This is a genomic window from Allobosea sp. FW305-C-101 (assembly GCF_058783685.1).
Map to the genome: position 1 here is coordinate 1,124,409 of NZ_JBYSYT010000001.1, position 24,044 is coordinate 1,148,452.

General features: G+C 67.2%; 21 protein-coding genes. 8 read left to right on the forward strand and 13 right to left on the reverse strand.

Annotated elements, in window-relative coordinates; all coding sequences use genetic code 11:
• Nucleotides 1–12: 12 nt before the first annotated feature.
• On the forward strand, nt 13–534 hold the full coding sequence (locus AC3WMA_RS05345) for a GNAT family N-acetyltransferase (RefSeq protein WP_492284337.1): 522 nt from the start codon (nt 13–15) through the stop codon (nt 532–534).
• Between the two features lie 18 nt (nt 535–552).
• Here the strand turns inward: AC3WMA_RS05345 and AC3WMA_RS05350 are convergent, their stop codons facing one another.
• The gene (locus AC3WMA_RS05350; protein WP_257732379.1) at nt 553–864 is read right to left on the reverse strand and encodes a DUF882 domain-containing protein; all 312 of its coding nucleotides are present in this window, start codon (nt 862–864) and stop codon (nt 553–555) included.
• A gap of 452 nt (nt 865–1,316) precedes the next feature.
• Between AC3WMA_RS05350 and AC3WMA_RS05355 the strand changes: the two genes are divergently transcribed.
• Nucleotides 1,317–2,489, forward strand: coding sequence for a M20 aminoacylase family protein (locus AC3WMA_RS05355; RefSeq protein WP_492284338.1), 1,173 nt, complete (start codon nt 1,317–1,319; stop codon nt 2,487–2,489).
• Nucleotides 2,490–2,499: 10 nt separating this feature from the next.
• Nucleotides 2,500–3,606, forward strand: coding sequence for an NAD(P)/FAD-dependent oxidoreductase (locus AC3WMA_RS05360; protein WP_492284339.1), 1,107 nt, complete (start codon nt 2,500–2,502; stop codon nt 3,604–3,606).
• Between the two features lie 178 nt (nt 3,607–3,784).
• Here the strand turns inward: AC3WMA_RS05360 and eda are convergent, their stop codons facing one another.
• The 8 genes from eda to AC3WMA_RS05400 all read right to left on the reverse strand — a co-directional run bounded on the left by eda (nt 3,785) and on the right by AC3WMA_RS05400 (nt 12,342).
• Nucleotides 3,785–4,429: a bifunctional 4-hydroxy-2-oxoglutarate aldolase/2-dehydro-3-deoxy-phosphogluconate aldolase gene (gene eda, locus AC3WMA_RS05365; RefSeq protein ID WP_492284340.1), complete on the reverse strand. Its 645-nt coding sequence runs from the start codon at nt 4,427–4,429 to the stop codon at nt 3,785–3,787.
• A gap of 39 nt (nt 4,430–4,468) precedes the next feature.
• A complete protein-coding gene (gene pgl / locus AC3WMA_RS05370; protein ID WP_492284341.1) occupies nt 4,469–5,155 on the reverse strand; it encodes a 6-phosphogluconolactonase in 687 nt (228 codons plus the stop codon).
• On the reverse strand, nt 5,155–6,657 hold the full coding sequence (zwf, locus tag AC3WMA_RS05375) for a glucose-6-phosphate dehydrogenase (RefSeq protein ID WP_052231997.1): 1,503 nt from the start codon (nt 6,655–6,657) through the stop codon (nt 5,155–5,157). The genes pgl and zwf overlap by 1 nt, the downstream gene beginning before the upstream one ends.
• A gap of 335 nt (nt 6,658–6,992) precedes the next feature.
• Nucleotides 6,993–7,745: an ABC transporter ATP-binding protein gene (locus tag AC3WMA_RS05380; protein ID WP_492284342.1), complete on the reverse strand. Its 753-nt coding sequence runs from the start codon at nt 7,743–7,745 to the stop codon at nt 6,993–6,995.
• Nucleotides 7,742–8,599 carry an ABC transporter ATP-binding protein gene (locus AC3WMA_RS05385; RefSeq protein WP_492284343.1) on the reverse strand — a complete coding sequence of 286 codons (858 nt, stop codon included), beginning with the start codon at nt 8,597–8,599 and terminating at the stop codon, nt 7,742–7,744. Before AC3WMA_RS05385 ends, AC3WMA_RS05380 begins: the two co-directional genes overlap by 4 nt.
• 4 nt (nt 8,600–8,603) lie before the next feature.
• Nucleotides 8,604–9,509 (reverse strand): nickel transporter permease, encoded by a 906-nt coding sequence (gene nikC, locus AC3WMA_RS05390; RefSeq protein ID WP_492284344.1) that lies wholly within the window; start codon nt 9,507–9,509, stop codon nt 8,604–8,606.
• Nucleotides 9,510–9,521: 12 nt separating this feature from the next.
• The gene (locus AC3WMA_RS05395; protein WP_492284345.1) at nt 9,522–10,586 is read right to left on the reverse strand and encodes an ABC transporter permease; all 1,065 of its coding nucleotides are present in this window, start codon (nt 10,584–10,586) and stop codon (nt 9,522–9,524) included.
• A 154-nt stretch (nt 10,587–10,740) separates the two neighbouring features.
• Nucleotides 10,741–12,342 (reverse strand): ABC transporter substrate-binding protein, encoded by a 1,602-nt coding sequence (locus AC3WMA_RS05400; RefSeq protein ID WP_492284752.1) that lies wholly within the window; start codon nt 12,340–12,342, stop codon nt 10,741–10,743.
• A 233-nt stretch (nt 12,343–12,575) separates the two neighbouring features.
• Here AC3WMA_RS05400 and AC3WMA_RS05405 point away from each other — a divergent pair, with 233 nt between their 5' ends.
• Genes AC3WMA_RS05405 through AC3WMA_RS05415 form a run of 3 tightly spaced genes read left to right on the forward strand, consistent with a single transcriptional unit; the run spans nt 12,576 to nt 19,383 of the window.
• Nucleotides 12,576–15,977, forward strand: a complete 3,402-nt coding sequence (locus AC3WMA_RS05405) for a transglutaminase family protein (protein WP_492284346.1) — start codon at nt 12,576–12,578, stop codon at nt 15,975–15,977.
• Between the two features lie 8 nt (nt 15,978–15,985).
• Nucleotides 15,986–18,508 (forward strand): circularly permuted type 2 ATP-grasp protein, encoded by a 2,523-nt coding sequence (locus AC3WMA_RS05410; protein ID WP_492284347.1) that lies wholly within the window; start codon nt 15,986–15,988, stop codon nt 18,506–18,508.
• Nucleotides 18,505–19,383: a transglutaminase family protein gene (locus tag AC3WMA_RS05415; RefSeq protein ID WP_492284348.1), complete on the forward strand. Its 879-nt coding sequence runs from the start codon at nt 18,505–18,507 to the stop codon at nt 19,381–19,383. The genes AC3WMA_RS05410 and AC3WMA_RS05415 overlap by 4 nt, the downstream gene beginning before the upstream one ends.
• Before the next feature lie 4 nt (nt 19,384–19,387).
• On the opposite strand, the gene AC3WMA_RS05420 is transcribed toward AC3WMA_RS05415, so the two are convergent.
• Nucleotides 19,388–19,750 carry a winged helix-turn-helix transcriptional regulator gene (locus AC3WMA_RS05420; RefSeq protein ID WP_492284349.1) on the reverse strand — a complete coding sequence of 121 codons (363 nt, stop codon included), beginning with the start codon at nt 19,748–19,750 and terminating at the stop codon, nt 19,388–19,390.
• Between the two features lie 99 nt (nt 19,751–19,849).
• Here AC3WMA_RS05420 and AC3WMA_RS05425 point away from each other — a divergent pair, with 99 nt between their 5' ends.
• The gene (locus tag AC3WMA_RS05425) at nt 19,850–20,863 is read left to right on the forward strand and encodes a zinc-binding alcohol dehydrogenase family protein (RefSeq protein WP_492284350.1); all 1,014 of its coding nucleotides are present in this window, start codon (nt 19,850–19,852) and stop codon (nt 20,861–20,863) included.
• Between the two features lie 56 nt (nt 20,864–20,919).
• Here the strand turns inward: AC3WMA_RS05425 and AC3WMA_RS05430 are convergent, their stop codons facing one another.
• Complete coding sequence (locus tag AC3WMA_RS05430; protein ID WP_492284351.1) at nt 20,920–22,365, reverse strand: aldehyde dehydrogenase family protein; 1,446 nt, start codon at nt 22,363–22,365, stop codon at nt 20,920–20,922.
• Between the two features lie 124 nt (nt 22,366–22,489).
• Entirely contained in the window at nt 22,490–22,642 is a 153-nt protein-coding gene (locus tag AC3WMA_RS05435; RefSeq protein ID WP_492284352.1) for a hypothetical protein, read from the reverse strand.
• Nucleotides 22,643–22,812: 170 nt separating this feature from the next.
• Here AC3WMA_RS05435 and AC3WMA_RS05440 point away from each other — a divergent pair, with 170 nt between their 5' ends.
• Nucleotides 22,813–23,301 carry a pyridoxamine 5'-phosphate oxidase family protein gene (locus AC3WMA_RS05440; RefSeq protein ID WP_377846078.1) on the forward strand — a complete coding sequence of 163 codons (489 nt, stop codon included), beginning with the start codon at nt 22,813–22,815 and terminating at the stop codon, nt 23,299–23,301.
• A 13-nt stretch (nt 23,302–23,314) separates the two neighbouring features.
• Here the strand turns inward: AC3WMA_RS05440 and AC3WMA_RS05445 are convergent, their stop codons facing one another.
• Nucleotides 23,315–23,965 (reverse strand): phosphatase PAP2 family protein, encoded by a 651-nt coding sequence (locus tag AC3WMA_RS05445; protein WP_492284353.1) that lies wholly within the window; start codon nt 23,963–23,965, stop codon nt 23,315–23,317.
• Between the last annotated feature and the right edge of the window lie 79 nt (nt 23,966–24,044).

The following is a 24,044-nucleotide window of genomic DNA, read 5'->3' on the forward strand; positions in this document are numbered from 1 at the left end:
CCGGAACCGACTATGGACAACCGATCGATCCCAACGCTGCAGACGCAGCGCCTCGTACTGCGCCCGATGGCCGAGGCCGACTTCCCTGCCTATGCCGCCTTCCTGGCTTCGCCGCGGGCCGCCGGGCTGGGCGGGCCGTTATCCCTGAGACAGGCCTGGGGCCTGTTCTGCCACGACATCGCCTGCTGGAGCCTCTACGGCCATGGCGGGCTGATGATCGACCGGCGTTCGGACGGTGTCTGCATCGGACAGGTCGGTATCAGCCATGGCCCGCTCTTCCCGGAGAAGGAGCTGGGCTGGCTGCTCTATGAGGGCCATGAAGGACAGGGCTACGCGACCGAGGCCGCGCTCGCGCTGCGCGACTGGGCCGGGCAGGCGCTCGGGGTCCCCGAGCTGGTCAGCTATATCGCGCCGAACAACGCAGGTTCGGCCGCCGTGGCCGAGCGGCTCGGCGCCATCCGCGACCTGCTGGCCGACAGACCGGACCCGAACGATCTGGTCTATCGGCACAGGCTCACGACCACGCCCCGCTAAAGGGCGCGGCCCGCGTCGTCAGTTGCTGTTGCGGGCGAGCCGGGCATAGCGGCTGCGCTTGCTGGCGGAAGCGTAGCGGCTGCGCTTGTGGCCGTACCAGGAGAGCTCGCGCTCGCCGACATCGGCATGGACCAGGCCGTTGGAGTAGGTGCCGACACCGCCGACATTGTCGATTGCGCGCGCGGCAGCGGCGGCCTTGCGCGACGAGGTCGCCATCGGCCGGAAATCGATCGCCCGGCCACTATAGTGCTGCGAGTGGCGGGCATGGCGGCCGCCGCAGGTCGAGGTGATCTGGATCGGGCCGATCTTCGCGACAAGCTCGGCGATCATCGCCTTCGTCTCGGGCTTGAGGCAGCCGAGGCCTTTGACCTGCGGCTGAAAGGAAATTTTCTCGGGCGTGACATCAGCTAGGGCGGCCGCAGGCAAGAAACCACATAGTAACGCAAGCAACGACAAGCGACGCATCATCTACCAGACATGTAAGGGGGAATTGAAAGGGATCAGGCCAGATAATCTCGATGGCCCGAGCGGATGCCGCCTCCGCTAATCGTCAAGCAAGGCCAAATCATGGCTGCGGCCTTTCCAGATTATTGCACTACCGTTACCCAGATCGCTCCTCGACCCCCACAGATCGCTCCTGACCTTTCGATAGGGCCCTTGCCATTCCGCCAAGGCCCATCCCCTGCGCGCCACCGGCTTGGACAGGCGGGGCGAGGCTGGGCTAGCCTGCGCGACGGCACCCGCTTTCTGCGTGGTCGCCCCATGCCATCTCAGAGGATACGATGCCCAAGACCGACATCATCGCGGCGCTCACCCCGGAAATCACCGCGATCCGCCGCGACATCCATCGCCACCCCGAGCTGATGTACGACGTGCACCGGACCGCCGGCCTCGTCGCCGACAAGCTCCGGGAATGGGGCGTCGACGAAGTCGCCACCGGCGTCGGCCAGACCGGCGTCGTCGGCGTCATCAAGGGCAAGGGCCAGGATTCCGGCCGCGTCATCGCCATGCGCGCCGACATGGACGCGCTGCCGATCCATGAGGAGACCAATCTCCCGCACCGCTCGACCGTACCCGGCAAGATGCATGCCTGCGGCCATGACGGCCACACCGCCATGCTGCTCGGCGCCGCCAAGTACCTGAGCGAGACCCGCGATTTCGACGGCACCGCCGTGCTGATCTTCCAGCCGGCCGAAGAGGGCGGCGCCGGCGCCAAGGCGATGATCGACGACGGGCTGATCACCCGCTTCGGCATCCAGGAAGTCTACGGCATGCATAACAAGCCGGGCGTGCCCGTCGGCAAGTTCGAGATCCGCAAGGGCCCCGCCATGGCCGCGGCCGACCAGCTTCACATCAAGATCGAGGGCCTTGGCGGCCACGCGGCTGCGCCGCATCGCGTCAACGACCCGATCGTCGCCTCCTGCGCGCTCGTCTCGGCGCTGCAGACGGTTGCCTCGCGCAATGCCGACCCGCTCGAGTCGATTGTCGTCTCGGTGACCGCGCTGAATGCCGGCGAGGCCTTCAACGTCATTCCGCAGACCGCGGAGATCAAGGGCTCGGTCCGCACGCTGACGCCGGAAACCCGCGACCTCGCCGAGAAGCGCATCGCCGAGATCGTCGAGGGCGTGATGAAGGCCTTCGGCATGAAGTACCAGCTCAACTATCGCCGCGGCTATCCGGTGACCTTCAACCATGCCGGCCAGACCGATTTCGCCACCAGCGTGACGAAAGAGGCCTTCGGCTCGGACGCGATCAACACCGAGGTGCCGCCGACCATGGGTTCGGAAGACTTCTCCTACATGCTGGAGGAGCGCCCCGGCGCCTTCATCAATATCGGCAACGGCGACTCGGCTGGCCTGCACAACCCGGCCTACGAGTTCAACGATGCGGCGATCCCGGTCGGCGTGAACTACTGGGCGAGCCTCATCGAGATCGCTATGCCGCAGCGCAGCTGACGGCGAGGCGATGAGCGACATCGATTGTCTGGTGATCGGGGCCGGCGTCGTCGGCCTCGCGGTTGCCCGCGAACTGGCGCTGGCCGGACGCGAGGTCGTCATCGCCGAAGCCACTGAGGGCATCGGCACCCAGACCTCGGCACGCAATTCCGAGGTCATCCATGCCGGGATCTACTATCCGCCCGGCTCGCTGAAGGCTCGCGTCTGCGTCGCGGGCCGCAGCAAGCTCTATCGTTACCTCGGGGAGCGCGGCCTGCCGCATAAGCCCTGCGGCAAGCTGATCGTCGCCACCTCCGAGGCGCAGAAGCCGGCGCTGGAGACGATCATGGCCCGTGCCAAGGCTTCGGGCGTCGATACGCTGCGCTGGCTCTCTGGAGCCGAGGCGAAGGCGATGGAACCGGAGGTGCGCTGCGAGATCGCCCTGCTCTCGCCCGAGACCGGTGTTGTCGACAGCCATGCGCTGATGCTGTCGCTGCTCGGCGAATGCGAGGCCGCCGGCGGCTCGCTTGCGCTGAACACCCCGATCACCGGCTGGCGGCGGGAGGCAGAGGGCTTCAGCGTCGATTTCGGCGGCGACGATCCGGCGACCTATTCGGTGCGCACTGTGGTCAATTCTGCCGGCCATGGCGCACCGAAACTGCTCGGCCTGCTCGACGATTTCCCGCGTGAGCATGTACCGGTGCAGCACTATGCCAAGGGCAATTACTTCGCACTGACGGGCAAACAGCCCTTCAGCCATCTCGTCTACCCGGTGCCGGAGGCGGCTGGTCTCGGCATCCACGCCACGATCGACATGGGTGGGCGCGTGAAATTCGGGCCCGATGTCGAATGGGTCGAGCACGATCAGGATCTGGTGGTCGATCCGGCGCGGGCAGAGAAATTCTACGCGGCGATCCGGACCTATTGGCCGGCGTTGCCCGACGGAGCGCTGGTCGCGGATTACGCGGGCATCCGCCCGAAGCTGCACGGGCCAAGCGAGCCGATGCCGGATTTCCGGATCGATGGGCCGGAGGTGCATGGGGTGCCGGGGCTGGTCAACCTGCTCGGTATCGAGAGCCCGGGGCTGACGAGTTCGCTCGCGATCGCCGAGATGGTGCGGGAGAAGCTCGCGGCCTGAAGGGTGTCTTCCCGCACGCGCCGCAGCACGCAGTGCTGCTGCGCAGATGCGGGACCGTCCTCAGGAAAAGGCGCCTTCTCGTCGCGCGGTCCCGTGTCTGCGCAGCAGCGTTACACGCTGCAGCGCGCACGGGATGACGCACTTCTTTCCACGCGCTTATCTTCCGCGCCGCGCGCCCTTACGCCCGCGCCTTCACGAACGCTTCCTTTGCCTCGCGCGCCAGCGTCTCGATACGCTTCCAATCACCCGCGGCGATCGCATCGGCCGGAACCAGCCAGGAGCCGCCGACGCAGATGACCTGCGGCAGAGCGAGGTAATCACTGAGGTTCTTCAGGCCGACACCGCCGGTCGGGCAGAAGGTCATCTGCGGGAACGGGCCGGAGAGCGCCTTCAGCGCCGGCGGGCCACCGGCCTGCTCGGCCGGAAAGAACTTCGCGGTGGTACGGCCAGCGGCAACCGCTCGCATGCAGTCGGAAGCCGTCGCGACGCCCGGCAGCCAGGGCAGGCCCGCCTTGCGCAGGGCTTCATCGACGCCCTCGCTGAAGCCAGGGCTGACCACGGCCTGCGCGCCGGCATCCTTGACCTGCTGGGCCTGAGCCGGCGTCACCACCGTGCCCGCGACCGCCAAGGCCTTCGGCACCGATTTCGCGATGGCCGCGAGGGCTTCCATCGCGGCCGGGCGGCGCAGCGTGACCTCGACGACATCGATGCCGCCGGCGACCAGCGCATGGGCGAGATCGACGGCGCGCGAGGCGTCCTCGATCACCACGACGGGGATCACGCCGCAGCTCTTCAACCGGGCAATCGCGGCAGTCTCGTCCATGGTCTCGTCTTTCAATCGATTTGAGCAGGAAATCCGGCTCTACTCCTTCGCCCAGTAGACGTCGAGCCCTCGCGCGCCGCCAAGCAGAAGATCGACCGGCAACGGCTGCTGCTCGCGCTCGGAAGCGACCTTGAGCACGGCTTCCTTGGCCGCGCCCGAGACCAGCAGGCTCGCCCAGCCGGCGCCAAGCAGGCGGGCGGGCGAGAGCGAGAGCCGCGGCGGCAGGCCCGGCGGGCGGGCGACGACGATGCCGCTATCGGGCACGTCGTGGAAGGTCGCCTCCGCACCCGGAAAGAGCGAGGCGATATGGCCGTCCGCGCCCATGCCGCTGACGAGCAGGTCGATCTCAGGGAGTTCGGCGAGCTTGGCGCAGAGCAGCGCAGCCGCCGCCTCGATATCGCTGCCGTGCTCGTGGAAGGACAGGAAATTGGCCCGCCCTGCGGCCAGCGGCGCGAATTGCGCCCGGATCATGCGCTCGTTCGAGGCGGCGTCATCGGCCGCGACGAAACGCTCGTCGGTCGGCAGCAGCGTGACCTGTTGCCAGGGCAGATCGTGCCGGCCGAGCGCGGCGAGGAAGCCCGCCGGGGTCGTGCCGCCGGGCACGGCGAGCAGCGCCCTGCCCTGTCCGGCGAGCAAATCCTTCAGCCGGATCGCGACGGCCTCCGCCAGCGCTTCGGAAGCGTCGGCCAAGGTGGCGAAGCGGTGCCAGGCGAGCGGGCCGGCCATCAGACCAGATCCGGATCGGCCCAGGAGCGGCCGTCGCGCTCGATCAGGCCGATCGCCTGCGACGGGCCCCAGGAGCCGGCGGCATAGCGATGCGGATGCGGGTAATAGTCCTGCCAGCCGGCGATGATCGGATCGACCCAGGACCAGGCCTGCTCGACCTCGTCGCGATGCATGAACAGCGTCTGGTCGCCGCGGATCACGTCGGTCAGGAGGCGCTCATAAGCGTCCGGCGTGCGCTCGTCGAAGGCGGTGGAATAGCGCAGGTCGAGCTGGCGCGGTACGATCTTGAGCCGGCCGGAGCCCGGCACCTTCATCATGAGCTGGAGCTGCACGCCATCGTTCGGCTGCAGGCGGATGAAGAGGCGGTTGGCGTCGAGCCGGTCGCAGGAGCCGCCGCCGAAGATCGAATGCGGCACCGGCTTGAAGGTGACGGCGATCTCGGAATAGCGCTGCGCCATGCGCTTTCCCGTGCGCAGGTAGATCGGCACGCCGGCCCAGCGCCAGTTGTCGACCTCGCAGCGGATGGCGACGAAGGTCTCGGTGTTCGAGCCGTGGCCGAGTTCCTCGGAATAGCCGCGCACGCGCTGGCCGTCGATCTGGCCGGCGCCGTACTGGCCGCGCACGGTGTAGCGCTGGACGTCCGGCCCGACGATGGGGCGCAGCGCCTTCAGAACCTTGATCTTCTCCTCGCGGACGGCGCCGGCCTCCAGCATGTTCGGCGGCTCGATGGCGAAGAGGGTCAGCAACTGCATGAGATGGTTCTGAACCATGTCACGCATATGCCCGGACTTGTCGTAATAGCCGGCGCGCTGCTCCAGCCCGACCGTCTCGGCTACCGTGATCTGGACATGGTCGATGTCCCGGCTCGACCATGAGCGCTCGAACAGCGTGTTGGCGAAGCGCAGGACAAGCAGGTTCTGCACCGTCTCCTTGCCGAGATAATGGTCGATCCGGTAGGTTCGGCTTTCCGGCAGGATGCGCGCGACGGCATCGTTGATCGCCCGCGCCGAGGCGAGATCGCGGCCGAGCGGCTTTTCCAGGATGACGCGCGAGGTCGGCGTCAGGATCTCGGCCTTGGCGAGGTTCTCGCAGATCGGGATGAAGAGATCGGGCGGCGTCGAGAGGTAGAAGGAGCGGACGCGCTCGCTCTCGCCCAGAGCCTGCTTCAGCGCGCCATAGGTTTCGGGCTTCACCGCATCGAGCATCACCATGGTCAGGCGGCGCAGGAAGGGCTCGACCTGATCCTTCGGGATGCCCTCCTCGTCGAGGCGCTTGGCGATCTGCTTCGGCAGACCCTCGACATCCTCCTCCTTGCGGACGATGGCGAGGATGCGGCTCTCGCCGGGCAGGACACCCTCGCGATTGCGCTGGGCCAGCGCCGGAAAGAGCTTGCGCAGGGCAAGGTCGCCGCCCGCGCCGAAGATCACGAGATCGAAGGGCGGGACCGGCGTCCGCTCGGGGGCGGTCTCGGGCCGAAGCGCGTTGTCCACGATAGCGTCCATCAATCCAGTAACTCCGTCAGGCGGTGCCGGTTCGCTGGACCGGCGCGAAGCTTCGCTGGCCTGCCAACGTCGATCCGGACACGAAGCAGCTAGCGCAAGGCTGCGGCCAGAGTGGGACGGTTTTGCCGCGCTGCAAAGAGGGGACAGCGCAGGGCCGCTGCCCGTGCCGTTCAATATACGCTGGTGTCTCCCTGAGCCCTCATCCTGAGGAGCCATTCCCCTGGGAATGGCGTCTCGAAGGATGCTTCAGGAGGCTCCGGAGACATCTGGAACATCCTTCGAGACGCGAGCCTGCGGCCCGCTCCTCAGGATGAGGGCTGAGATGTGGAACCCACTCAGCCCGCGCGCCGGAAGCCCGCGCTCGCGGTCAGCAATTGCTGGGCATAGGCCGTCTGCGGCTGGCGCGCGGCCAGCGTCTCGACCGTCATTTCCTCGACGGCGCGGCCGAACTGCATGACCAGCAGGCGCTCGCACATGTGGCCTACGACCGAAAGGTCGTGGCTGACGAGGATATAGGTGAGCTTCCGCTCCTGCCTGAGCGCCGCAAGCAGGTTCAGCACCTCCGCCTGGATCGAGACGTCGAGCGCCGAGGTCGGCTCGTCGAGCAGCAGGATTGAGGGTTCGAGCACCAGCGCCCGCGCGATCGCGACGCGCTGGCGTTGGCCACCTGAGAGCTGATGCGGATAGCGGAAGCGGAACGAAGCCGGCAGGCCGACATCGGAGAGCGCCTTGCCGATGCGGGCCTCGGCATTGTCGAGGCCGTGGATCGCGAGCGGCTCGGCCAGCGTATCGTCGACCGTCTTCTTGGGGTGCAGCGAGCCATAGGGATCCTGGAAGACCATCTGGACGTTGCGATAGAAGACCTTGTCGCGAACCTTGGGCTGCTCCGTGCCCTCGATCGTGACGGTGCCGCTCCATTCCCGGTTGAGGCCGGAGAGCACGCGGAGAACGGTCGACTTGCCCGAGCCGGACTCGCCGACGAGGCCGTAGCTCTCGCCCTTGCGGACTTCGAAGGAGAGGTCCTTCACGACATGGGAATCGCCGAAGGAGACGTTGAGCTTGTCGACGGAGATCGCTGCGTTCGTCATGCCAGCCACGCCGGGTCACGGTTGAGGGTGGCGAGCTTCGCCCGGGGATGGTCGAGGTCCGGCAGGCATTCGAGCAGGCCGAGCGTATAGGGATGGCGGCGGCTGCGCGCGGCCTCATCGGCAAGCTCGGCCGCCGGCAGCGTCTCCATGACCTTGCCGCCATACATGACGATGACGCGGTCGCAGAAGGACTGCACCAGATGCAGGTCGTGGCTGATGAAGATCAGCCCCATCCCGCGCTCGGTGACGAGATCGTCGAGGATCTTGAGGATCTGGAGCTGGACGGTGACGTCGAGAGCCGAGGTCGGCTCGTCGGCGATCAGGACTTCGGGCTCGGCGATCAGCATCATCGCGATCATGACGCGCTGGCCCATGCCGCCCGAGACCTCGTGCGGATAGAGATCGTAGACGCGAGCGGGCTCGCGGATCTGCACCTGCTCCAGCATGGCGAGGCTGCGCTCGCGCGCCTCCCGCGAGCCGGCCTTGCGGTGGATGCGATAGGCCTCGGCGATCTGGCTGCCCACGGTCTCGACCGGGTTCAGCGAGAATTTCGGATCCTGCATCACCATGGAGATATGGCGGCCGCGGAGCTTGCGCCGCGCACCCTTGTCCATCGCCGTCAGGTCCTGGCCGCGGAAGCGCATGCGGTCGGCGCTGACGACACCCGGATGCGGGATCAGGTCGAGGATGGCGCGACCGGTCATCGACTTGCCGGAACCGGACTCGCCGACGATGCCGAGCCGCTCGCGGCCGAGCGTGAAGGACAGGCCGCGCACGGCCCGAACGATGCCGGTCGGGGTGTGGAAGTCGACCTTGAGATTGTCGACCTCGAGAAGTGGCTGCTCGCTCGTCATCGGCTTACCTCGCATCCATGACGTCGCGGAGCCCGTCGCCGAGCAGGTTGAAGCCGAGGGCAACGATGCAGATGGCCACGCCTGGGAAGGTCGCGACCCACCACTGGTCGAAGATCTGCTCGCGGCCGGCCGAGATCATCGCGCCCCATTCCGGCATCGGCGGCTGCGCGCCGAGGCCGAGGAAGCCGAGGCCGGCGGCGGTCAGGATGATGCCGGCCATATCGAAGGTGGTGCGCACGATCAGCGAGGACATGCACATCGGCACGACATGCTTCCAGATGATGCGCGCCTGCGAGGCGCCCTGCAGGCGCATCGCCGCGATGTAATCCTGGTTGCGGATCACCATGGTCTCGGCGCGGGCGACGCGGGCATAGGGAGGCCAGGTCGTGATCGCGATGGCGATGATGGCGTTGACGATTCCGGGGCCGAGCGCCGCGACGAAGGCCAGCGCCAGAACGAGGCGCGGGAAGGCCAGGAAGACGTCGGTGATGCGCATCAGCAGACGGTCGACCCAGCCGCCGTAATAGCCGGAGATCGCCCCGATCAGCAGCCCGAAGGGACCGACCGTGACGACGACCAGCAGCACGATGACCAGCGTGATCCGCGTGCCGTAGACGATGCGGCTGAAGATGTCGCGGCCGAGCGCATCGGTGCCGAACCAGTTGGTCGCAGACGGCGGCAGGAGCCGCTTGTCGAGCGCCTGCGCGAGCGGATCGAAAGGCGCGATCAGGGGCGCGAAGGCGGCGATCAGCAGCAACAGGACGATGATGGCGAGGCCAGCCACCGCCATCGGGTTGCGCTTGAAGGCGAGCCATTGCCGGTAGAGCTGGCCTAGCCGTGCCTGGCGGCGCGACTCTGGGCTGTCGCTGATCAGCCAGGCATGCAGGCCTGTGGAGGAGGTATCGCTCATGGGTCCGCCTCCTCAGCGCACGCGCGGATCGGCCAGGCGGCCGATGATGTCGGTCAGGAGATTGACCGCGATGAAGACGACGCCGACCACCAGCGTGCCGCCGAGCACCGCGTTCATGTCGGCGTTGAGCAGGGCGTTGGTGAGATAGCGGCCGAGGCCCGGCCAGGCGAAGATCGTCTCGGTCAGCACCGAGCCCTCCAGCAGATGCATGTAGGAGAGCGCGATCACGGTGAAGAGCGGCACGGCGGCGTTGCGCAGCGCATGGCGCCAGATCACGGCGGTCTCGGAGACGCCCTTCACGCGGGCGGCGATGACGTATTGCTGCTGCAGCTCGGTGATCATGAAGCTGCGCGTCATCCGGCTGATATAGGCCACCGAGAGCAGGCCGAGCACCAGCGCCGGCAGGATGAGATGCGAGAAGGCATCCCAGAACGCCTCCCATTCGCCCTCCAGCGCCGCGTCGATCATGATGACGCCGGTGCGGGTGGTGACGATGTCCTGCCAGACCACCGAGATGCGGCCTGGGCCGGAGACCCAGCCGAGCTTGGCGTAGAACAGCAGGAGCGCCATCAGGCCGATCCAGAAGACCGGGACGGAATAGCCGACGAGACCGACGACGCGGGCGACCTGGTCCTGCCAGCGGCCCTGGTTGACGGCGGCGAGGATACCGAGCGGCACGCCGATGAGGACGCCGATCAGCGTGCCGAGCGTCGCGAGCTCCAGCGTCGCCGGGAAGACGCGCTTGATGTCCTCGACGACCGGGTTCGAGGTCAGCACGGAGGTGCCGAGATTCCCGGTGAAGACCTTGCCGATATAGATGGCGAATTGCTGCCAGAGCGGCTTGTCGAGGCCGAGCTCGATGCGCGCCGCCTCATAGGTCTCGGGCTTGGCGTTGTCGCCGACGACAGCGAGCACCGGGTCGATCGGGATGACGCGGGCGATGAAGAAGGTGACCAGCAGCAGGCCGAACATGGTGATGACCACGGTCGTCAGCTCGCGCGAGAGCGCGCGGCTCCAGCGCCGCAGCCTGCCCGGCGCGGCCGCCTTGCCTGTGGGAGCTTGCGTCACGGCTGTCATGACCCGCCTCCATTTCCAGTGTTTTTCGTCGGAGCGCCGGAAATGGCTGCAGGCGTTTCGCGCTGCGCCAGAATCCAGGCCATGTCCGGGATGAGCATGAAAGGAAGCCCGCCGCGACCTTTCGGGATCGCGGCGGGCTCCTGAGCCGGAAGGCTCAGTTCTTGACGATGGTGGCGTAGCGGTTGGTGTCCGAGCTCGGTCCGATGACCCAGCCGTTCACGTTCTTGCGCTCGGCCGAGACCTCGATCTGCTGGAACATGATGACGAAGGGCGAGACCTTCTGGTGGTCGCGCTGCAGACCCTCATAGGTGGTCTTGCGCTTGCTCGCATCGGCTTCCAGCACGGCGCTCTGGGTGACCTTGGTCATGTCCGGAATGTTCCAGGCATTGCGCCAGGCCAGCGTCTTCGACTTCGCTTCCTCGCCATTATCCTCGTTGATGGCGAAGGTTTCGGCATTGGTGTGCGGGTCGAGATAGTCCGGGCCCCACTGGCCGATATAGATATCGTGGGTGCGGGCGCGGTACTTGGTCAGGGTCTGCTTGCCGTCGCCGGGGATGATCTCCAGCTTGACGCCGGCCTGGGCCCAGGTCGCCTGGATCGCCTGCGCGATATCAGTGATCGGCGAGATCGAGCGGGTGTCCATGGTGACGGTGAAGCCGTTGCTGAGGCCGGCCTTGGCGAGCAGCTCCTTCGCCTTGGCGACGTTGAGCTGGTAGGGCTTGTCCGAGATCGCGCCAAGGAAGCCCTGCGGCAGGAAGGACTCGTGGCCCTTGTAGGTGCCTTCGAGGATGTTCTTCTCGATCGAGGCGTAATCGACCAGGAGCTTCAGCGCCTCGCGGACCTCGGGCTTCGCCAGGTTCGGGTTCTTCTGGTTCAGGCCGAGATAGAGGATGTAGCCCTTGTCGCCCTGGACGATCTTGAGCGCGTCGTTGCCCTTGACCGCCGTGAGCTGGTCCTTGGAGAGGTTGCGGGCGATATCGACGTCACCCTTCTCGACGAGGAGGCGCTGCGAGGCCGGCTCGGCGACATGGCGCACGACGATGCGCTTGCTCTTCGGCGCGCCCCGGTACCAGCTCTCGTTGGCGTCGAGCGTGTATTGCTCGTTCGGACGATAGCTGCGGACCTTGTAGGCGCCGGAGCCGGCCGAGTTCAGCTTCAGCCAGCCATTGCCCCAGTCGCCGTCCTTCTCATTGGCCTTGACCAGCTTCGAGTCGACGATGGCGGCGACGCCGGAGGTCAGACAGTTATAGAAGAAGGTCGGCGCGTAGGGCTTCGAGACCGTGATCTGGACGGTGTTCTCGTCGACGGCCTTGACCTTGTCGAGCACGTTCTCGGCGACGAAGCCGAACTGGCGCAGGATGAAGCCCGGCGACTTGTTGAGCGTGACCGCCCGCTGGAAGGAATAGACCACGTCGGCGGCCGTTACCGGGTTGCCCGAGTGGAACTTGACGCCTTTGCGCAGCTTGAAGGTGTAGGTCAGGTTGTCGGGGCTGACGCTCCAGCTCTCGGCGAGATCCGGAATCAGCTCGTTGTTCTTGGAAATGTCGATGTTGATCAGCTTGTCGTAGACATTCGCGCCGACTTCAACGCCCGAGAACTCGAAAGCCTCGGCCGGATCGAGCGTGATGATGTCGTCGATCTGCTTGGCCATCACGACGGTGTCCTTCGGCGTCTGCGCGAAGGCCGTCGTCGACATCAGGGCGGCAAAGGCCGAAACCGCCATCAATTTGGCTACGTGACGCATCGGATTCCCCATCATTCGTGTTGCGCGGGCGATGGCCGCCCGTTGGGCGCTATCTGCAACCAGTCCATCGCGACTGTCCAGTCAACGAACGGCGATGCAACGGGCGGAGCGGCGCATTTTGCACATCTCTTGAGCAGGGATGCCGGGCAGTCGCGCCATACCGTCCTGAGATTGCCTTGCGCATGCCGGCCGCCTCGCTAACCTGACGTTGCAGGCGGCTATCGCCTCGGACTAGGGGGCGAAACTTGGCCATCATCGCCGCGCTGAACCATGTCACGCATTACCGCTACGACCGGCCGGTCACGCTGGGGCCGCAGATCGTGCGCCTGCGGCCGGCGCCGCATTGCAGGGCCGGGATCGAAAGCTACTCGCTGAAGGTGACGCCGGCGCAGCATTTCGTGAACTGGCAACAGGACCCGGCCGGCAACTGGCTGGCGCGCTATGTCTTCCCGGAACCGGTGATGGAGTTCCGGATCGAGGTCGACGTCGTCACCGAATTGTCGATCATCAACCCGTTCGACTTCTTCGTCGAGGCGCAGGCCGAGACCTTCCCCTTCGCCTATACGCAAGAGCAGACCGAGGAGCTCGCGCCCTATCTGGTGAAGGAACCCGCAGGGCCGCTGCTCTCGGCCTTCCTCGCCGAATTGCCGCGCGAGCCGATGAACACGGTCAATTTCATCGTCGACCTCAATGCCCGCCTGCAGCAGCGCATTGCCTATGGCATCCGCATGGAGCCCGGCGTGCAGGAGCCGGAGCATACGCTGTCGATCGGGTCGGGCTCCTGCCGCGACACGAGCTGGCTGCTGGTCCAGGCGCTCAGGCATCTCGGCCTCGCGGCGCGCTTCGTCTCCGGTTACCTGATCCAGATGAGGGCGGATATCGATCCGCTCGAAGGCCCGCGCGGGACCGACAAGGACTTCACCGACCTGCATGCCTGGGCCGAGGTCTACATTCCCGGCGCGGGCTGGGTCGGGCTCGACCCGACCTCCGGCCTGCTCACCGGCGAGGGCCACCTGCCGCTGGCGGCGACGGCGCATTATCGCGCGGCCGCGCCGGTCTCGGGTGTCGCGAGCTATGCCGAAACGACCTTCCACTTCGAGATGAGCGTGACGCGCGTGCATGAGGTGCCGCGCATCACCCTGCCCTTCTCCGATGCGTCATGGGGTGAACTCGATGCGCTCGGCGGCAAGGTCGAGGCCGACCTGCAGGCGCAGGATGTCCGCCTCACCATGGGCGGCGAGCCGACCTTCGTCTCGATCGACGACCAGACCGGCGCCGAATGGAACATCGCCGCCGTCGGGCCGACCAAGCGCCAGCGCGCCGATACGCTGATCCGGCGCCTGCGCCAGCGTTTCGCGCCGGGCGGGATGCTGCATTACGGCCAGGGCAAATGGTATCCGGGCGAAACCCTGCCGCGCTGGGCCTTCGCGCTCTACTGGCGCCGCGACGGCGAGCCGATCTGGCGCAATGCCGACCTCATCGCCCGTGAGCCGGAGGCGCAGACCGGTGGCGATCGCGAGCTTGAGGTCGCGGCGACCATCCGCGATGCCGAGGCCCTGGCGCAGGGGCTCTCCGAAAAGCTCGGGCTCGGCGCCGATTACGTGATGCCGGCCTATGAGGATACCGGCGTCTGGCTGCTCAAGGAGGCGCAGCTTCCCGACAATGTCGATCCGCTCGATTCCCGCCTCTCCGATCCGGAGGAGCGCTCGCGGATGGCGCGCGTCTTCGAGCTCGGCCTCGGCAATCCGCGCGGCTATGTCATCCCGGTGCAGCGCTGGCAGGCCGGTGCGAGCGACCGCCGCTGGCGCTCCGAGAAATGGAAGCTGCGGCGCGGCAAGCTCTTCCTCGTGCCGGGCGACTCGCCGGTCGGCTACCGTTTGCCGCTGGGCTCTCTGCCGGTCGTGCCCAAGGCCGAGTACCCACATATCCACCCGCAGGACCCGATGGAGCCACGCCCGCCATTGGCGGCGGGTGGGCCTGTAGGAGCGAGCTGGACCGATCATCCCGAAGCCCGACCAGCGGAGCTTACCTCCGCGGAGGAGCGGCCCGGCCCGGCGCAGATGAGCATCGGGGCATCTGCCGCGGCAGGGCCGGTCCAGGACCGGCGCGAGCAGGAGATCGGCGGCGATCATGTCCGCACGGCACTCAGCCTCGAAATTCGCGACAACGTGCTCTGCATCTTCCTGCCGCCGGTCGAACGGCTGGAGGATTATCTCGACCTCGTCGCCTCCGTCGAAGCCGTCGCGGAAGAGCTCGGCCAGCCCGTGCATATCGAGGGCTACGCGCCGCCCTTCGATCCCCGCCTCGACGTGATCAAGGTCACGCCCGATCCCGGCGTGATCGAGGTCAATATCCACCCGGCGACGGATTGGCGCGAGGCGGCGGCGATCACGCAGGGCGTCTACGAGGAGGCGCGGCTGGCGCGGCTCTGCGCCGAGAAATTCATGGTCGACGGCCGCCATACCGGCACGGGCGGCGGCAACCATGTCGTGCTCGGCGGCGTGACGCCGGCCGACTCGCCCTTCCTGCGCCGGCCGGACCTGCTGAAGAGCATCATCCTCTACTGGAACCGGCATCCGTCGCTGTCCTACCTGTTCTCCGGGCTGTTCATCGGCCCGACCAGCCAGGCGCCGCGCATCGACGAAGCCCGTCAGGATCAGCTCTACGAGCTGGAGATCGCGCTGGCGCAGGTGCCCAAGCCCGGCGAGGCGCCGATCCCGCTCTGGCTGGTCGACCGGCTATTCCGCAACCTCCTGGTCGACGTCTCCGGCAACACGCATCGCACCGAGATCTGCATCGACAAGCTCTATTCGCCTGATGGGCCGACCGGGCGGCTCGGGCTCGTCGAGTTCCGCGGCTTCGAGATGCCGCCGGATTCGCGGATGTCGCTCGCCCAGCAATTGCTGCTGCGCGCGCTGATCGCCTGGCTCTGGCGCGAGCCGCTGGAGGGCAAGCTGGTCCGGTGGGGCACCGCCCTGCATGACCGCTTCATGCTGCCGGAGATGGTCTGGCAGGATTTCAAGGACGTCCTCAGTGACCTCCAGCGCGCCGGCTACGCCTTCGATCCCGTCTGGTTCGAGGCGCAGGCCGAGTTCCGCTTCCCGTTCTTCGGCAAGGTCGCGCATGGCGGCGTCGAGATCGAGATCCGGCAGGCTCTCGAACCCTGGCACGTCATGGGCGAGGAAGGCGCGATCGGCGGCACGGTGCGCTATGTCGATTCCTCGATCGAGCGCTTGCAGGTCAAGGCGACCGGGCTGGTGCCTGGCCGCCACCTGATAACCTGCAACGGCCGCCGCCTGCCGATGACACAGACCGGCGTCTCGGGAGAGTCCGTCGCGGCCGTGCGCTTCAAGGCCTGGCAGCCGGCGTCCGGCCTGCATCCGACGATCCCCGTGCATGCGCCCCTGACCTTCGACATCGTCGATCTCTGGTCCGGCCGCTCGCTCGGCGGTTGCGTCTACCACGTCGCCCATCCCGGGGGTCGCAATTACGAGACACCCCCGGTCAATTCCTACGAGGCGGAGGCGAGACGGCTCGCACGTTTCGAGGCGATCGGTCATAGTCCCGGCCCTCTGGCGATTCCGCCGGAGGAACGCAGCGCCGAATTCCCGCTCACGCTGGATCTGAGGCGCCCGACAGGGATTTGACGCGAAGCATGTCGGTGCAGGGCCGCACCCGATCGGGACGCAGCAGGGCCGAGCGGCGCGCATCGTTGCTCGCCGGCTATCGCCCGCTGCCGGGCGTCTTCGACGAATTCATCGACGAGAACGGCGACGTGCGCCCGCATTGGGAGCCGTTCCTGTCGGGATGGTGCGCGCTGTCGCCCTCCGAGCTGACCCAGCGCTTCGGGCTGGCCGACCGGCATGTCCGCGATACCGGCGTCTCCTATCGCGTCCATGGCGATATCGACGAGCGCGACCCCGGCGTCGGCGAACGGGCCTGGCCGCTCTCGCATGTGCCGCTCGTCATTCCCGAGGCGGAATGGCAGGTCATCGCGGCCGGCGTGACGCAGCGCGCCGAATTGCTCTCGACCGTGCTCGACGACATCTACGGGCCGGGCGAGCTGATCGCGGAGGGCCATCTGCCGGCAGCCGTCGTCACCGGCAGCCCCGATTACCTGCGCCCGCTGCACGGGATTGCCGGGGGCGGCACGCTGCAGCTCTATGCCGCCGATCTCGGACGTGGCCCGGATGGGCGCTGGTGGGTGCTGCAGGATCGGACGCAGGCCCCGTCCGGCACCGGCTATGCGCTGGAGAACCGGCTGGCACTGGCCCGCGCCTTCCCCGACATGTTCCGCAGCATGAACATCGAGCGGCTGGCGGCCTTCTTCCAGAGCTTCCGCGCGGGTCTAGTCACACGCTCGAAGCGCGTCGAGCCGCGCATCGCCCTGCTGACGCCCGGCCCACTCAACGAAAGCTATTTCGAGCAGGCCTATCTCGCGCGCTATCTCGGTTTCCTGCTCGTCGAGGGCGGCGACCTCCTGATGCGCGAAGGCCGGGTGCATGTGCGCACCATCGCCGGGCTGAAGCGCGCCGACGTGATCTGGCGGCGTATCGATGGCGATTTCGCCGATCCGCTGGAGCTCAATTCCGGCTCGGCGCTCGGCGTCGCCGGGCTGGTCGAGGCTGTCCGGCAGGGGCAGGTCCATGTCGCCAACGGGCTCGGCTCCGGCGTCGTCGAGGCGCACGCCCTGATGGGTTTCCTGCCGGCACTTGCCCGGCACGTGCTCGGACAGGACCTGATCCTGCCGAATATCGCGACCTGGTGGTGCGGACAGCCGCAGGAACGCCAGACCGTGCTCGACCGGCTCGGCGAGATGAGCATCGCGCCGGCCTTCCGTGGCGCCGGCAATGGCATCGACACGACTCAGGTCGTCGCCGGGGAGTTGCCGGAGGCAGAACGCGCGGCCCTGCGTGAGCGCATCGAAGCGCGCGGAATGGACTATGTCGGGCAGGAGGTTGTCAGGCTTTCGACCATGCCGGTCTTCCAGAACGGCCGGCTCGAGCCGCATCCGATGACGCTGCGCGTCTTCGCCGCCGCGACGCCCGAGGGCTGGAAAGTCATGCCCGGCGGCTTCTGCCGCATTTCCGACGAGCCCGACGCGCGGGCGGTCAGCATGCGCAACGGCGTGCGTTCCAGCGATGTCTGGGTCACCTCGGAGGAGCCGGTCGCGCAGGTCAGCCTGCTGCCGACACCGGACCGGATCAGCATCCGCCGCGTCACCGGCACCTTGCCGAGCCGTGCCGCCGACAACCTGTTCTGGCTCGGGCGCTATCTGGAGCGCGGCGAGGCGATCCTGCGGCTGGTGCGTGCGCTGCTCGGCCGCCTGATCGATCCGGACCCGGCGCCGGGGCGCAACGACGCCGTGCGCCAGCTTGCCGGCATGCTGGTCGCCTGGGGCGCGGCTCCGGGAGGACAGGAGAAGCGGACGCCGGCGGCGCAGGCCTATGCCGCGCTCTACAGCCTCGACGATTACGGCTCGGCCGCCGCCTCGCTGCGCGAAGCCCGGCGCACCGCCTCGGTCATCCGCGAGCGCCTTTCCGTCGATGCCTGGCGCCTGTTCGGCGACCTCCAGCACCAGCTCGCCCCGGAGGATGGGCGCAAGCCGAGCGAGGGCGAGGCCTATGAGATCGCCGACCGCGCGCTGAAATCGCTCGCCGCCTTCTCCGGTCTCGGCCAGGAGAACATGGTGCGCGGCAATGGCTGGCGTTTCCTTGATATCGGCCGGCGCCTGGAGCGGGGCATCGCGACCTGTCGCTTCGCCCGGCAACTCGCCGACAGCAACGCCTCCAGCGACAACCTCGACGCCCTGCTCGACCTGACGGATTCGCAGATCACCTATCGCTCGCGCTACCTGCTCGGCGCCAGCCTGCAGCCGGTGCTCGATCTCGTCATGCTCGACCCCTACAACCCGCGCTCCGTCGCCTTCCAGGTCGAGCGTCTCGACACCGAGATCGCCAACCTGCCGACGCTGACCGATGACGGCATGCTGGAGGCGCCGCGCCGGCTGGTGCTGCGGCTCGCGGCCGATTGCCGGACGATGGAGGCGAGCCGCCTCGACCGGACCAGCATCCTGCTGTTCGAACAGTTGCTGATGGGGCTCTCGGGCGCGATCGCCGACCGCTATTTCCTGCAGAACAGCGGCCCCGAAGGCTCGCGGATGACGAGCATCGCGTGATTTACGAGCTGCGCCACGTCACCACCTACGGCTATAGCCGGCCGGTGCCCTTTTCCCGCTGCATCCTGCGCTTGCTGCCGCGCGACGGGGCGGGCCAGCGCGTGCTGAAGAGCGAATTGCTGATCACGCCCCGCCCGGCCGAGCGTAATGACGGGCTCTGCTTCTTCGGCAACCACATGACCACGATCACCATCACCAAGCCGCATCGCGAGCTCAAGCTCGAGATGCGGGCGCGGATCGAGGTCGACCGCCCGCCGCCGCCCCATGCCGGGCTGACGCGGAACTGGGAGGATGTCGCGGCGCTGGCGCTCGATTCCCGGAGCCTCCAGCCGGATTCGCCAGCCCATCACCTCTATCCGAGCCGGCTCGTGCCGCATGTCCCGGCCGTGATCGACTATGCGCGGGCGAGCTTCGACGCCGGCCGCCCCGTGCTGGAAGCGGCCTGCGACCTGATGGCCCGGATCAGGCGTGACTTCACCTACGATCCCGAGGCGACCGAGGTGACGACGCCGCTGGCCGAGGCTTTCGATCAGCGCCACGGCGTCTGCCAGGATTTCGCGCATATCATGATCGCTGGTCTCAGGGGGCTCGGCCTGCCCGCCGCCTATGTCTCCGGCTATATCCGCACCATCCCGCCGCCCGGCCAGAAGCGGCTCGAAGGCGCCGATGCCAGCCATGCCTGGGCGATGTTGTGGTGCGGCCCCGAGATCGGCTGGGTCGGGCTCGACCCGACCAATGACCTGATCGTGGCGGACGATCATATCGTCACCGCCTTCGGCCGTGACTATGCCGATGTCGCCCCGCTCGACGGCGTGGTGATCGGGCCGGGCACGCAAAAGGTCGGCGTCGCCGTGGACGTGGTTCCGGTCGGCTGAGCCTTCAGGCCGCCGCCTCCGCCGCTTGGGGCTGTGGCGAGCGGGCATGGGCCTCGCCCCAGTTCTTCAGCGCCATGATCACAGGCTCCAGCGTCCGCCCCTTGGCCGAGAGGCTGTATTCCACCCGCGGCGGTACTTCGGGATAGACGACGCGCACGATCAGGCCGTCCGCCTCCAGCTCGCGCAACTGCGTGGTCAGCATGCGCTGGGTGACGCCGGGAATGCGCCGGCGGATCTCGTTGAAGCGCAGTGTGCCGCCCATCAGATGATAGAGCGCGATGCCCTTCCACTTGCCGCCGATCAGGCCGAGCGCCGCCTCGACGGGGCAGCCGGCCGAGCAATAGGGCTCCTGGAAGCGCGGCGGCATGACGGTATCCTTTTCGACACTATAGGCTGAAATTGTGCGTTCTTGCGACTTTCGAAGGTTATGCGCACCTCGGCTGCATCGCAATGCAGGAGAGCCGCCATGCGCGCCGTCGGATACCGCCAGTCGCAACCCATCACCGCCGAGACCAGCCTGATCGATCTCGACCTGCCCGAGCCGAAGGCCACCGGACGCGACCTGCTGGTCGAGGTCAAGGCGGTCTCGGTCAATCCGGTCGATACCAAGATCCGGGTCCGCAGCCAGCCGGCCGAAGGCCAGACGAGCGTCCTCGGCTGGGATGCCGCCGGCATCGTCAAGGCGGTGGGGCCGGAGGTGACCGGGTTCAAGCCGGGCGACGCGGTATTCTATGCCGGGGCGATCGACCGGCCGGGCTCGAATGCGGAATTCCATCTCGTCGATGAGCGTATCGCCGGACCCAAGCCGAAGAGCCTGGGCTTCGCGGAAGCCGCCGCCTTGCCGCTGACCGCGATCACCGCCTGGGAAATGCTGTTCGACCGGCTCGATATCCGCAAGCCCGTACCGGGCGCGGCGCATGCGCTCTTGATCATCGGCGGCGCGGGCGGCGTCGGCTCCATCGCGATCCAGCTCGCGCGTCAGTTGACCGACGTCACGGTGATCGCCACAGCCTCACGGCCCGAGACCCGCGCCTGGGCGCAGGAACTCGGCGCACACCATGTGATCGACCACACCCAGCCGCTGCCCGCTCAAATCGCCGCGCTCGGCATCGGCGCGCCGGCCTTCGTCTTCTCGACGACCCATACCGACACCCATCTGGAGGGCATCGTCGAACTCATGGCGCCGCAGGGGCGGTTCGGCCTGATCGACGACCCGAAGGTGCTCGACGCCAATCCGTTGAAGCGCAAGAGCCTCTCCCTGCATTGGGAGCTGATGTTCACCCGCTCGCTGTTCAAGACCGCCGACATGGGCGAGCAGGGCAAGCTGCTGGCCGAGGTCTCGCGGCTTGTCGACGAAGGCAAGATCCGCACGACGCTGGGCGAGCATTTCGGCACGATCAGCGCGGCCAACCTCAAGCGGGCGCATGCCCTGATCGAGAGCAACCGCGCCAAGGGCAAGATCGTGCTGGAAGGTTTCTGAACGAGAAGGGCCGCGCCTTCCGGCGCGGCCCTCCCATTTCGTTCGCTTCGAACGGATCAGGCCAGCGTGTAGGCCGTCTTCACCGTGGTGTAGAACTCCTTGGCGTAGGCGCCCTGCTCGCGCGGGCCATAGCTGGAGCCCTTCCGGCCGCCGAACGGCACGTGATAGTCGACGCCTGCCGTCGGCAGGTTGACCATCACCATGCCGGCCTCGCTGTTGCGCTTGAAATGCGTCGCATGCTTCAGCGAGGTCGTGCAGATGCCCGAGGAGAGGCCGAACTCGGTGTCGTTGGCGACAGCGAGCGCCTCGTCATAATCCTTGACGCGGACGATGTTGGCGACCGGGCCGAAGACCTCCTCGCGCGAGATGCGCATGGCGTTGGTGGTCTCGGTGAAGAGCGCCGGCGCGAGGTAGAAGCCGGGGGTGTCGCGCTTCAAAAGCTCGCCGCCGAAGACCAGCTTGCCGCCCTCGTCCTTGGCGATCTGGATGTATTTCAGGTCCTGGTCGAGCTGGCTCTGGTCCACGACCGGGCCGATATGGGTGCCGGCCTTCAGCGCGTCGTCCACAACGACGGTCTTGAGGCGCTCGATGCAGGCCTCGACGAACTTGTCGTGGATGCCGGCCTGGACGATCAGGCGCGAGGAGGCCGTGCAGCGCTGGCCGGTCGAGAAGAAGGCGCCGTTGACGGCGACCTCGACGGCGACCTTCAGGTCGGCGTCATCGAGCACGACGAGCGGATTCTTGCCGCCCATCTCGAGCTGGACCTTCTTCATCGGGTTGCCGGAGATAGCGGCGGCAGCGACCTTGCGGCCGGTGCCGACCGAGCCGGTGAAGGAGATCGCGGAGACGTCCTTGTGCTCCAGCAGTGCCTGGCCGACGACCGAGCCGCGGCCCATGACGAGGTTGAGCGCGCCCTTGGGCAGGCCGGCGCGCTGCAGGATATCGACCAGCGCCCAGGCCGAGCCCGGCACGAGATCGGCAGGCTTCAGCACGACGCAATTGCCCCAGGCGAGCGCCGGGGCAATCTTCCAGGCGGGGATCGCGATCGGGAAGTTCCAGGGCGTGATCATGCCGACGATGCCGACGGCCTCGCGGGTGATCTCGACGCCGACGCCGGGACGCACGGACGGAACCATCTCGCCGCCGAGGCGCAGGCACTCACCGGCGAAGAAAGCGAAGACCTGGCCGGCCCGGGTCGCCTCGCCGATGCCCTCGCCAAGGGTCTTGCCCTCTTCGCGCGAAAGCAGGCGGCCGAGCTCGTCCTTACGGGCGAGGATCTCGTCGGAGGCCTTCTTCAGGATGTCGTAGCGCTCCTGCGGAGTGGAGCGACTCCAGGCCGGGAAGGCAGCCTTGGCGGCGGCGACCGCGTTGTTCAGGTCCTCGACCGAGCCCTGCACATACTCGCCGACGACGTCATTGGTGTTCGAGGGATTGATGTTGCGCGAGGCATTGGCGCCGCCGGCCCATTCGCCGGCGATCAGGTTCTTGAAGGGCGCGTTCATCTCGTTCTCCCACGACACAGGTTCGTGGTTCGGGTGTTAGCGCCTTTGGGCCGGCAAGGCCAATGCCCTTTGGGCAGCTCGCTCTACTTTGATCGCACCGCGAGCGGTCATCGCGATTGCGAACTTACTTTTCCTTGATCGACAGCCCGTTCTTGCCGACCGAAATCTCGACGCCGTCCGGCTGCTTCTTCTCCTGGTAGAGCGAGAAGCCGGTCACGGCGAGGGCAGCGACGAGGATGAGGACCAGCACGGCCAGGAGATTACGCGATAAGACCATGAAGAGTTCCCGATAATGGCGGCCGGGCCGCGAGCCCTTTCCAAACGCAGGGCCGGCCATGATGTTCCAGAGAGCCGGGAACGATGCCTGCCACGCGGCGTTGGCATGACGCACAGGCTGGTTTCCACGGGGGGCCGGCCGTGACAAGATCGCACCGGCAGGAGGTTGCCATGCCAGACACCGAACTGCAGGAACGCATCTGGGCCGCGCTGGCCGCGCACCCTGTCTATATGGTCTCGCTCGTCGCAGAGGGCGACATCAGGACCCGGCCGATGTCCGGCCAGCTCGACCGCGACCACCATCGGCTGCTCTTCATCACGCACCGGCATACCGGCATCATCGGGGCAGCCCTGCGCTCGCCTTCGGTGAGTGTCGCGATCAGCCATGAGGATCGCAATTTCTACGCGGCGATCTCCTGCTCCGCTTCCGAGGTTCCGGGCCGCGAGACACTGCGACAGGTCTGGACGCCGATGGCGAGCGCCTGGTTCCCGAACGGGCCCGACGACCCCGACGCGACTTTGCTCGCACTGACGCCGACATCGGCCGAAATCTGGGACGGGCCGTCGAGCAGCGTGCTCGTGGCTTTCAAGCTGGCGACCGCCAAGATCCTTGGGCGCACGCCCGATCTCGGCGTCAACGCCACGATCGACATGCGCTGAGCTCCGATCGGGATCAGGCTGGGTCGGATTCCGCCATCCTGCGGCCGAGCCAGGCAATCACGACGCTCGACCAGACGACCCCGAGGGCCCAGCCGCCGAGGACATCTGACGGCCAGTGCACGCCGAGATAGATGCGGCTCAGTCCGATCAGGCCGACCATGACCACGGCCATGACCATGCAGAAGCGTGCGATATCCGTCCGCCGCGAGGCAAGGCCGACGAAGCCGGCAATGGTCAATAGCGTTACGGCCGAGAGGAAGGCGTGGCCGCTCGGGAAGCTCGCCGTGAAGGTCAGAGCGGCGTGCTCGACGATATCCGGCCGCTCGCGGGCGATCGCGATCTTCAGGCCGGTGCTCGCCAGGAAGGCGGCGATGAGGCTCACGACGAGCCCGATCGCGAGATGGCGATAGCCGCAGAGCCAGAGCGCCAGCGTCGCCGTCAGCGCCATGAAGAACAGGCCGATGAAGCTGCCGAGCGCGGTCATGTCGCGCACGGCCTCCTGGAACCAGGCCGGCCCGATCGGGACCGCGGGATTGGCCGCGTCGCGGAACAGCATGATCAGCGTCGTATCGAGGGAGAAGCTGCGCCCGGAGACGATCAGCAGCGCCAACCCGAGGAAGACCAGGGCGGCGGTAGCGGGAACCAGGACACGAGGCTTGGGCAAGAAAGGCGGTCTCCGAGAGGGATCTGGCAGGAGATTAACAGGCGCTGGCGAGCGTCGAACAGGCGGCGTTCTGCCGCCC

Coding starts and splice junctions, on each gene's coding strand:
- AC3WMA_RS05430 (WP_492284351.1), bottom strand. CDS start 22,365: ATGAACGCGCCCTTCAAGAACCTGATCGCCGGCGAATGGGCCGGCGGC.
- AC3WMA_RS05385 (WP_492284343.1), bottom strand. CDS start 8,599: ATGACGAGCGAGCAGCCACTTCTCGAGGTCGACAATCTCAAGGTCGAC.
- AC3WMA_RS05360 (WP_492284339.1), top strand. CDS start 2,500: ATGAGCGACATCGATTGTCTGGTGATCGGGGCCGGCGTCGTCGGCCTC.
- nikC (WP_492284344.1), bottom strand. CDS start 9,509: ATGAGCGATACCTCCTCCACAGGCCTGCATGCCTGGCTGATCAGCGAC.
- AC3WMA_RS05395 (WP_492284345.1), bottom strand. CDS start 10,586: ATGACAGCCGTGACGCAAGCTCCCACAGGCAAGGCGGCCGCGCCGGGC.
- AC3WMA_RS05420 (WP_492284349.1), bottom strand. CDS start 19,750: ATGCCGCCGCGCTTCCAGGAGCCCTATTGCTCGGCCGGCTGCCCCGTC.
- AC3WMA_RS05380 (WP_492284342.1), bottom strand. CDS start 7,745: ATGACGAACGCAGCGATCTCCGTCGACAAGCTCAACGTCTCCTTCGGC.
- AC3WMA_RS05435 (WP_492284352.1), bottom strand. CDS start 22,642: ATGGTCTTATCGCGTAATCTCCTGGCCGTGCTGGTCCTCATCCTCGTC.
- AC3WMA_RS05410 (WP_492284347.1), top strand. CDS start 15,986: ATGTCGGTGCAGGGCCGCACCCGATCGGGACGCAGCAGGGCCGAGCGG.
- AC3WMA_RS05355 (WP_492284338.1), top strand. CDS start 1,317: ATGCCCAAGACCGACATCATCGCGGCGCTCACCCCGGAAATCACCGCG.
- AC3WMA_RS05440 (WP_377846078.1), top strand. CDS start 22,813: ATGCCAGACACCGAACTGCAGGAACGCATCTGGGCCGCGCTGGCCGCG.
- pgl (WP_492284341.1), bottom strand. CDS start 5,155: ATGGCCGGCCCGCTCGCCTGGCACCGCTTCGCCACCTTGGCCGACGCT.
- AC3WMA_RS05400 (WP_492284752.1), bottom strand. CDS start 12,342: ATGGGGAATCCGATGCGTCACGTAGCCAAATTGATGGCGGTTTCGGCC.
- AC3WMA_RS05350 (WP_257732379.1), bottom strand. CDS start 864: ATGATCGCCGAGCTTGTCGCGAAGATCGGCCCGATCCAGATCACCTCG.
- AC3WMA_RS05425 (WP_492284350.1), top strand. CDS start 19,850: ATGCGCGCCGTCGGATACCGCCAGTCGCAACCCATCACCGCCGAGACC.
- zwf (WP_052231997.1), bottom strand. CDS start 6,657: ATGGACGCTATCGTGGACAACGCGCTTCGGCCCGAGACCGCCCCCGAG.
- eda (WP_492284340.1), bottom strand. CDS start 4,429: ATGGACGAGACTGCCGCGATTGCCCGGTTGAAGAGCTGCGGCGTGATC.
- AC3WMA_RS05345 (WP_492284337.1), top strand. CDS start 13: ATGGACAACCGATCGATCCCAACGCTGCAGACGCAGCGCCTCGTACTG.